The sequence below is a fragment of the Corynebacterium sp. HMSC074C04 genome, assembly GCF_001838295.1.
Lineage (GTDB): Bacteria > Actinomycetota > Actinomycetes > Mycobacteriales > Mycobacteriaceae > Corynebacterium > Corynebacterium amycolatum.
The window spans coordinates 852,218-861,139 of the sequence record NZ_KV836272.1; the positions used below are offsets into that span (position 1 = coordinate 852,218).

Annotated in this window: 10 protein-coding genes; 2 read left to right on the forward strand and 8 right to left on the reverse strand. The window is 58.2% G+C overall.

Annotated features, from left to right (window positions below):
• Positions 1-166: 166 nt before the first annotated feature.
• The 4 genes from HMPREF3011_RS08135 to rfbD all read right to left on the reverse strand — a co-directional run bounded on the left by HMPREF3011_RS08135 (position 167) and on the right by rfbD (position 3,964).
• The gene (locus HMPREF3011_RS08135; RefSeq protein ID WP_005510060.1) at positions 167-535 is read right to left on the reverse strand and encodes a WhiB family transcriptional regulator; all 369 of its coding nucleotides are present in this window, start codon (positions 533-535) and stop codon (positions 167-169) included.
• 320 nt (positions 536-855) lie between these two features.
• Positions 856-2,013: a mannose-1-phosphate guanylyltransferase gene (locus HMPREF3011_RS08140; RefSeq protein ID WP_038627889.1), complete on the reverse strand. Its 1,158-nt coding sequence runs from the start codon at positions 2,011-2,013 to the stop codon at positions 856-858.
• Positions 2,014-2,054: 41 nt separating this feature from the next.
• Positions 2,055-2,978 carry a glycosyltransferase family 2 protein gene (locus tag HMPREF3011_RS08145; protein WP_070841373.1) on the reverse strand — a complete coding sequence of 308 codons (924 nt, stop codon included), beginning with the start codon at positions 2,976-2,978 and terminating at the stop codon, positions 2,055-2,057.
• Between the two features lie 11 nt (positions 2,979-2,989).
• Complete coding sequence (gene rfbD / locus HMPREF3011_RS08150) at positions 2,990-3,964, reverse strand: dTDP-4-dehydrorhamnose reductase (protein ID WP_049182274.1); 975 nt, start codon at positions 3,962-3,964, stop codon at positions 2,990-2,992.
• 168 nt (positions 3,965-4,132) lie between these two features.
• Between rfbD and HMPREF3011_RS08155 the strand changes: the two genes are divergently transcribed.
• A complete protein-coding gene (locus HMPREF3011_RS08155) occupies positions 4,133-5,767 on the forward strand; it encodes an LCP family protein (protein WP_371199666.1) in 1,635 nt (544 codons plus the stop codon).
• Here the strand turns inward: HMPREF3011_RS08155 and HMPREF3011_RS08160 are convergent.
• Both HMPREF3011_RS08160 and HMPREF3011_RS08165 read right to left on the reverse strand, forming a co-directional pair.
• Positions 5,764-6,024 carry a HypC/HybG/HupF family hydrogenase formation chaperone gene (locus HMPREF3011_RS08160; RefSeq protein ID WP_038627884.1) on the reverse strand — a complete coding sequence of 87 codons (261 nt, stop codon included), beginning with the start codon at positions 6,022-6,024 and terminating at the stop codon, positions 5,764-5,766. The genes HMPREF3011_RS08155 and HMPREF3011_RS08160 overlap by 4 nt on opposite strands.
• A 4-nt stretch (positions 6,025-6,028) precedes the next feature.
• Positions 6,029-7,384 (reverse strand): nickel-dependent hydrogenase large subunit, encoded by a 1,356-nt coding sequence (locus HMPREF3011_RS08165; RefSeq protein ID WP_070841374.1) that lies wholly within the window; start codon positions 7,382-7,384, stop codon positions 6,029-6,031.
• Positions 7,385-7,424: 40 nt separating this feature from the next.
• Here HMPREF3011_RS08165 and HMPREF3011_RS08170 point away from each other — a divergent pair, with 40 nt between their 5' ends.
• Complete coding sequence (locus HMPREF3011_RS08170) at positions 7,425-7,784, forward strand: hydrogenase maturation nickel metallochaperone HypA/HybF (RefSeq protein ID WP_187271236.1); 360 nt, start codon at positions 7,425-7,427, stop codon at positions 7,782-7,784.
• Here HMPREF3011_RS08170 and HMPREF3011_RS08175 read toward each other — a convergent pair.
• Together HMPREF3011_RS08175 and HMPREF3011_RS08180 are read right to left on the reverse strand one after the other, a co-directional pair.
• Positions 7,781-8,365, reverse strand: a complete 585-nt coding sequence (locus tag HMPREF3011_RS08175) for a hydrogenase maturation protease (RefSeq protein ID WP_038629417.1) — start codon at positions 8,363-8,365, stop codon at positions 7,781-7,783. The genes HMPREF3011_RS08170 and HMPREF3011_RS08175 overlap by 4 nt on opposite strands.
• 61 nt (positions 8,366-8,426) lie before the next feature.
• The coding region (locus HMPREF3011_RS08180) for a cytochrome b/b6 domain-containing protein (RefSeq protein ID WP_210401647.1) at positions 8,427-8,922 on the reverse strand (496 nt) is incomplete at its 5' end.

Genomic DNA, 8,922 nt, shown 5'->3' on the forward strand with positions numbered 1-8,922 from the left:
ATCCGGTTGAGGTGGACCCTAGTTTCGACGAAAACTTCCTGTAGAAAGCTCTCTTCTAAGGAGCTCCCTAGAGAGCAGAAAAACCGTTCAACGAAAAATCCCCCAGGGTATTACCCAAGGGGAAACTGCGAGGTCGAGAGAAGGATCAAAACCGACCCCAGCCTTCCTAGCCAATCTGCCGCTTCAAACGGCGGCGCTCACGCTCAGAGAGGCCACCCCAAATACCGAAGCGCTCATCATGCTCGAGAGCAAACTCCAGGCATTCATCTCGCACACCACAAGCACGACAAATACGCTTTGCTTCGCGAGTGGATCCACCCTTCTCAGGGAAGAAAGCTTCTGGATCAGTCTGGGCACACAGAGCCTGCTCCTGCCAGTCCTGATCGACGGCTTCAAACAACCCCGAAAGGTCATCTGCCCACTCTGTCAACGGCCGAGGCTGGTTTTCAGAGGAGCTATCGTTCACAGCGATGTCACCCGCATTCGTCTCACTATCCACAGCAGAGCCGCCATCAAACATGCTGGACTTTTCCATGCCGAGGGCCTCCTGATGGTTGTTGCTGCGGGTCTTTAAATTGGGCTTAGTGTGCGAAACACACATTTGTGATTACACACGTGTAACCCACCATCGGTCAAGCCGAATAGAGAATTTGCCCCAATACTTTTCATTGCCCCTGAAGCCCCTCCCCCCGCGTTGGGGATTAAGTTCAGGTTGAAGGATGGTGCCTGAACCCTAAACCTGCCACCTGAACTCAACCACATTCACCACATGCCTCTCACCAGCAACTTTGGCGATACTTCGGCAATTCTAATCAGATATTGCCGACAAAAGTCTGACACGCCGAAGGCTGCAGACTAGACATCCGTCGAAAAACGTACTCCGTGATCGGGGATCCGGACGCCCGGCCACACACGGATACCGTTGATCAATTCACAGCGCGCACCAACGACGGCACCCTCGCCGATAATGGCATCACTGATGACCGTCCGCGGGCCAATATCGGCGCCATCGGCAATCACAGAGCGCTCAATCACAGCACCGGCACCGATGCGTGCGCCGTCGAAGATCACCGATTGATCAATCCGAGCTCCCGCACCAATCTCCGCCCCACGGCCGACGACAGAGCCACCGTAGAGAAGAGCGCCGCCACCGACCGACGCAGATTCGTCGACAAGCGCTTCGCCGTGCTTACCCTCTAGAAGTGGTGACGGCGCGATACCGCGGACCAAATCGGAGGAGCCGCGGACGAAGTCACCCGGAGTCCCCATGTCACGCCAGTAGGCGTAATCAACGTGACCGTAGACGTTCATACCGCGGTCGAGCAGCGCTGGGAAGATTTCACGCTCAACGCTAATAGGACGACCAGCCGGAATCGATTCGATAATCTCGCGGCGGAACACGTAGATACCGGCATTAATCTGATCGGTTGGCGGATCCTGGGTCTTCTCCAGAAACTCCAGGACGCGCCCATCCTCATCGGTCGGAACACAGCCGAACGCGCGTGGATCCGGCACACGTACGAGGTGCATCGTGACGTCCGCGTCCTTCTCCGCGTGAGTACCCAACACCGCGCGCAAGTCGGTGCCGCCGAGGACATCGCCGTTGAAAATCATCGCGGTGTCATAGCGCAGCTTGTCGAGGACGTTTCGGATACCGCCACCGGTCCCCAGCGGCTCAGCCTCAAAGACATATTCAATTTCGAGACCCAAATCCGAACCGTCGCCGAAGTGTTCTTCAAATACTTCAGCACGGTAGGAGGTGCCCAATATCACGTGCTTCATACCTGCTGCACGAATGCGGCCAAGCAGATGCTCCAGGAATGGATGTCCTGCCGTGGGCAGCATCGGCTTCGGCGTATTCACAGTAAGGGGACGCAAACGCGTACCTTGCCCGCCGACCAGAATGACAGCGTCAGTCTGTTCAGCCAACGTGGCTCCCGCCTGCTGTGCAGCATCCGCTCCCGGCTGGAAAGCGGAGCCATGCCCAGCACTCGGACGAACTTCGGTAGTCATGAAATCGGTAACTTTCTTCGATGGATCATTCCAACAGTCAATTAATTCCTACGCTTTTTGACCGCGATTATGACTTTGCCACGCAGGAACAGCCCCAAACGCAATGCCAGTCGCACAGGTGCCAACGCCGGCCCCGGCAGGCGATCTGACATAAAGCGGTAGGCCGACTCGTGATGGGCCTTTACGGTAATTTCTGGGTGCTTACTGGCAGAATGCCCCTGCGCGTGACGAATCTCTGCACGAGGACAGAAAATATTCCTCCAACCAGCCTTGCCCAGTCGGTCGCCCAAATCCACGTCCTCCATGTACATGAAGTAGCGGTTATCAAAGCCATCAATCTGGTCGAACGCATCCCATCGCAGCAGCAGGCATGCGCCCGACAACCAGCCGGCCGGTCGCTCGCGATCCATATCCGCGTCATCCCGGTAGCGCCGTGAGAAAGGGTTAGTAGGCCAGATATCGGCGAGCAGCGCGTGTCCGATACCACTGACAAGCTCAGGAACCGCGCGTGCCGACGGGTACACGCTGCCATCCGCCTCGCGAATCAGCGGACCAATCGCTCCGGCTTTGGGATTGCGCTGCGCGCATTCCAACAGAACATCGATTGCGCCAGGGGCAAACACCACGTCAGGGTTGACCAGCATGACGTAATCAGGATTAATCTCACCGGCACGGCGAGCCCGTCCCAGCTCCGCAATGCCACGGTTGGCGGCCGCGCCATAGCCAATGTTGCCGCCGGTGCGCAGAAGCTGAACATCCGCTCCGGTCTCCTTGGCCCGAGCTTCTTCCTTCTCCACGGAACCATCCGTCGAGCCGTTGTCGGCCATGATCAGACGCGTGGAGGCACTGGCGGCGGGGCCCAGCGAATCCACCAGCTTGCTCAGGTGCTCACCGGGCGAAAAGGTCACGGTGACCACACCGAGCGGAAGCTGTGAGGATTGCGGGGAATTCGAGGTTGCATTCACAAACCTAGACCCTAGGTCAGGACTGCACGCAAAGTGTCCTGCCACTCCGGAAGCGAATGTAGACCTACCTCACTCCATGCGGAACCATCCAACACGGACCAGGCCGGACGCAGGGCCGGACGAGGGAACTCACTGCTGGTACACGCCACCACACGCTGTGGATCGTGACCGGTGAGCCGAAACACTTCGCGAGCCACCTCGAACCATGTTGACTCACCGCTGCCCGTGACATGGAAGGTGCCGGTCGGTGCGCTGCTCGGTTTGGACAACACGCGATCGGACAACTCCCAGATAGCTCCGGCGAGGTCACCAACAAAGGTGGGGTTGCCGTGCTGATCGTCAACGACCTTAATAATTGCCGGATTGCCCTTGTCATCAGTCGCCGTCTCCGCCAGACGCATCATCGTGGAGACGAAGTCCTTGGCCTCTGGCTGTGTGGGCCCCGACCAGACCCACGCCGTACGCAAAATAGCGGAACGCGCGCCCGAATCACGCACATTGTTCTCCCCCACTAACTTGGTACGTCCGTACATAGTCTGAGGCGCGGTGAAATCATCAACTCGCAGCGCTCGGCGCTGCCCCGTCATCTCATCGATTGCTACATCACCGAAGACATAGTCGGTGGAGATATGAATGAGATACGCGTCTTCCTTTTTCGCCCGAGCCGCCAAGTACTTCGGTCCGAGTGCATTGATTAGATGTGCCGAACCGGGATCGGATTCTGCACCATCGACATCGGTCGCCGCTGCCGCGTTAATGATGATGTCGACGTCGTCAAGCAGAGGCGATGTCTCCACAGCATCCGAATCAGTGATATCCAACTGTGCCCGAGTGAGAGGGCGCACCTCAACATCGGCGGCGAAAGAATCACGCTGAAGCGCAGTACCCAGCTGTCCAGCCGCACCAGTTATGACAATAATGGGACGCCGCGAGTTGCTGTGGGTTGGTCCATGAGTGGCGAAATGCGAGACTGATATTTCAGACATATTCTTCTTTATCACTATCGTAGATACGATTGACACTGTGTTGAGGTGTAACCGGATACGGATTGACACTGTGTTGAGGTGCAACCGCACACGGTTGGACGGCTAAGGTTTATGTAGTTTCCGCAGCTGCTTACTGCCCTCCACGATGTGTGGAATGCCCACGCAGACATGCAGCACAAATTATATTTTCGAAAACGGTTTAAGAGGAGCCCCGGTTTGAGCAGCCACACGCCACGCGCGCGTCACGCACGCGATATTCAAGCGCCACCGTCCTCTGCAGAGAGTACCGCCCAAGCTTGGCCGCCGATGCTGCGCAATGCGCTTGTACTGCTCTCGGCCATTATCCTGGTTATTTCCGCAGTTGGCTGGTGGACACTCGGTAGGACCACCGACAACTTGGGTTCGGGTGGCGACTTCGGCCTGGGCAGTGAGAAGGACGGTGCAACCGATATTCTGCTCGTCGGCTCAGACTCCCGCACCGATGCCCAGGGCAACCCGCTGACTCCGGAAGAAATTGAGCTTCTGCGTGCCGGCGACGAAGAAGCCACGAATACAGACACGATTATTGTGATTCGTGTTCCTGCCGATGGCTCTTCCGCGACGGCGATTTCCATTCCGCGCGATACCTATGTCCACACCAATCGCCTAGGCAACACAAAGATTAATGGTGTCTACGGCAATACAAAGCAGATGGTGGAAGAGGAACTCGCAGGAAGCGGGGCTTCGCCGGATGAGATTGAGCGTCGCTCGACTGAGGCCGGACGTAGAGCTCTGATTGAAACCATTAGCGACCTCAGCGGTATCACCGTTGACCACTACGCAGAAGTTGGCCTGCTCGGCTTTGTCCTGCTCACCGATGCCATCGGTGGTGTCGATGTATGTCTGAATGAGGCTGTTTACGACGAGTTCTCTGGTGCGGACTTCCCGGCGGGCTCACAGACGTTGATGGGTGCCGACGCGCTGTCATTCGTCCGCCAGCGCCACGGTCTGCCCCGCGGTGACCTCGACCGAATTACTCGCCAGCAGGTCTTCATGGCCTCGTTCACCAATAAGCTGCTCGGCGCTGGCACACTGTCCAATCCCGCGAAGCTGTCTGAACTGGGCAACGCTGTCCAGCGCTCGGTGGTGCTCGACGACAACTGGGATGTCACCGGATTTGCTACCCAGATGCAGGGCCTCAGTGGTGGCAACGTGAAGTTTGAAACGATCCCGGTGACCTCGATTGACGGTGTCGGCGACTATGGCGAGTCGGTGGTCACAATCGATAAGGGCCAAGTCCACCAGTACTTCGAGACCCTGCTGGGCACCAAGGAAGAAGAAGCTCCGACGAAGGAAGAAGACGATAAGAAGGCTGACCCCAACGCGGCTGAAACTACAGTCAGCGTTTACAACGCCACAGGCATTGAAGGTTTGGCCAGCGGCGTCTCAGGTTTCTTAACGGAAAAGGGCTACACCCAGGGAGAGGTCGGCAACGCTGAGTTCGCCGGCGTTGCCTCCAGCCAGATCAATGCGGCTGACCCAGAGGATCCGGCAGCTCAGGCCATTTCTGAAGCACTCGGTGGCGTACCGATTGTCCACGATCCATACCTCGATCCGCACCACATCTCAGTGACGATTGCCGGTGACTACGACGGCCCAGGATTGACATCAGAGGGAATGGACACTGATTCGGGCGAGAGTGCCGAACCCGCACCTGACGTCGAAGATGGTTCCAATGGCGACATCATCGGCCAAGAGGGCGGCGAAATTCCGCAGGAAGATCGCCCCGCTATCGACGCCGCTGGCGTGACCTGCGTGAACTAGGTCCGTCTCTTCGGGGAGACCTCAGCGACATGTTCGATGAGGTTATATTCCTCAATTGCGGCTAAGGAGTCCTTGGCCTCCTGTTCGTCCAGCACGTTCATGATGAACCCGTTCTGGACGAACACCCAATCACCTACCACCAGCTCAGGCACGTACATTGCCGAGCATTGCCGCTTCTGCCCCGCCATATCCACCATCGCCATCGGCAGTGGACCATCGGCGATTGCCAAAACCTTGGCAGGAATTCCAAGACACATCGTGTTACTTCGTCCTCTCCACTACGGTCGGGGCATCCGCCGAACTACGGCTATCCGTTGTCATATTGTCCGCAGGTGCACCGGCATGTTCCTGCATCTTGAATGTCATCACTCCCGCAGGTGCCGAGCTACACGGTAAGCACGGATCAGCGGCCCAGATGGACTTCTCGACCCCCGCAGTCTCCCCGCCACCGCACATCTGCTCGGTGAGCATACGCGTCAGCCAGGGTTCATTCTGCGCAGTTGGCGTCATAATCTGACAATCCGTGATGATGCCGTCAGCCCCTGCCGTATAGCGATGTACTAACAGCCCACGCGGACCGTCAATCATCCCGACACCACTGCGATGCCCTTCAAAGTCAGCGTTCTCAATCGCTGTCGCGGCATTCGGATCGCACACATGCTCGCCGAGTAGTTCCCCGTCGGCAAGCACCCGCCTCGCCCAAGCCGCGGTGTCGGCGAGGAGCTGGCGTTGGGCGTCGCGTGGGCTCACCCCACGCTTATCGACGACAACCTGCCTGGAGACCGGCCCCACCCGGTAGAAATCGGCCCGATGACCTTCACAGCCATGTTTGCCCAGCTGCTTCGAGGCATCAAACACCGGTCTGGGAGCGGCATCGCCCGGACGGGATTCACGAACACGTGTGGGCCAATCAGCAGCCGGGAAAATCTCCGCCGCGGTATCGGTGTCATGCCGCGCGACTGCCAGGTAATTTCCCAGCGGCGCAAGCTCACCGTCGGCATCGACAACTGCCACATCGAGGCCGTCAAAAGTATCTGTCCAAGCATCAGGAGCATCGGGAGTGGGAAGAAGCTCCACTTCCTTGATTACCGCCGTCTCAGCCAGTACCTCCAGAGCAGTTTCTGCCTCAGAAACCAGCGTCTTATCCACTGTTGCGCGCACACCGCCGGGGACGGCGACATCCGGGAAGTGCGACGGTGCCCCCGCTGCACGCATCAGAGCTTTTCCGGCACGCTTCATTGCCCGCGCCCCCTCGCGGTCGACGGCCACAAATTTGGTCGATAGATTATCCAAGGTCGACCCGGCCGCCAGCAGCTCTCGAATCAACTGTGCGGTTCGAGGAATGTCGGAGATCCCGTATAGGTCCTCTACCGCCCGCACGCCTGCAAGATGATGCACAACCGGGCACAGGCCACACAGCCTCTTGGTGATATCTGGTACAGCCAGCGCCTGCTTGCCCACGAGCATCCCGTCGATACGCGGTAGCCCTGAAAGGTCGAAGGCCACCTGTGTGATGGCGCCGTTGTCATCGCGATAGACATCCAGTCGTGCCTCGAATGGGTCAACAAGCTCATCGAGCTGGATGTGCTGGGTAACCGGAACGGATTTGGATGACATGGTCCGCCTGCGCCTCCTTTGCGCTGAGTGCTTCGCCATAATGGTATCTGTGCATGAGCTTGGATTGTTGACCAGCGTGGTGGAAAAGATTGCCGAGGTCTGCCCGGGACGCACCGTGACAAAGGTGTCAATGCGTGTGGGCGACCGCTCCGGAGTCGTCTACGATTCCCTCATCGCCGCGTGGCCCGTGGCCAGTGCCGCGACGCAGTGTGAGGGCGCCGAGTTAGACGCCGAGCTCATTGTGTCGACGGTCTACTGTCCCACCTGCGAGGCCGAGCATGAAATCGATGAATTCTATGCTCTAACCTGCCCCGTCTGCGGCACTCCAACTGCGGATCTACGGCACGGTCGCGAGTTTGAAATCTCCAGTATTGAGGTCAACGCTGAGGGCGAGAGTTAGACGCCGCTGTCGTGCTCGTCGGCAAGCCAGCTGTCGATGAGCTCGCGCGCAACCTCAGTCGCTTCCTCAATGCCGACAAGTGCCGTGTCACTGAGCCCCACCACCATGTCAGCCGACTCGTAGACCACTCCCACCACACCGACGCGCGCAGGCTCCTGCCCCAACAGGCGCGCCGCGGTGAGCAAATCCAACAAGCCGACCTGGTGCGCGGACAGCTTTGCCGCCAATAGTCGAGGAATCTGGTCACCGACGAGCTTAACGACGGTACCGGGATCCCCCGGACCAGCGAGAGCATCGAGCAACAATAAGTTCTTGGCCTCCTGCACGATGGGCAGCAACTCCATACCGCAGGTGCCGCCATCGATGTAGGCAACCGCACCCGTCCATTCGTCCCCCCGCCCGGCGATGTTCGCAGGATCATCGAGATTAGAGGGCGACCAGACCAAATGCGCAGAATCTCCGGCCTGAGTTGTCTGCCTCATGCCTGCAGATTCCAGTTCCGGGGCGAGGCGCCTCAGCAGTTCGAGACCAATGCCGTCGTCGCCCATGACGGGGTTGCCGATGCCAAGAACCGTCACCAACGGGGTTCCAGTATCGGCGCCGGTGGCTGCGTCAGACGTCTTATCGTTACCCAATGATCTCCTATCCAATGCGTGGAGAGTCAACCGGTTGCGTGCCGCGCGGTAGCCAGACAGAGCCACCAATCATCGAGGACAGACCACCGTGGTTGTGCACCGCATCGGAGCGGATGACCAGGTAGACGTGAATGATGGCGAAGAGCCAAATCAGGTACATGATGATTGTGTGAATCAGGCGGAAGTAACCGATGCCAATCCAGTGCGTGGGCATAGCCAACAGCTGGAAGAACCAGTTGGACTGATCCATCATCGCATATAGCGACAAACCTGTGAGCATCTGGATGAAACACATCGCGTAAATACCGGTGTATGCCAGCTGCTGCAGCGGATTGTGCGCGAAGTAGAACGGCCCTTCCTTGCGCAGGAAGAGGTAGTACTGCATCGTGTGCCAGAGGTCTTTAACATCCTGCTTGTTATAAATCGGCCATAGCGCACGCCATCGTGTTTGTCGGTCGTGGGTAACAAACAACAGAATGGCACGCCACAATCCCACCGCAATC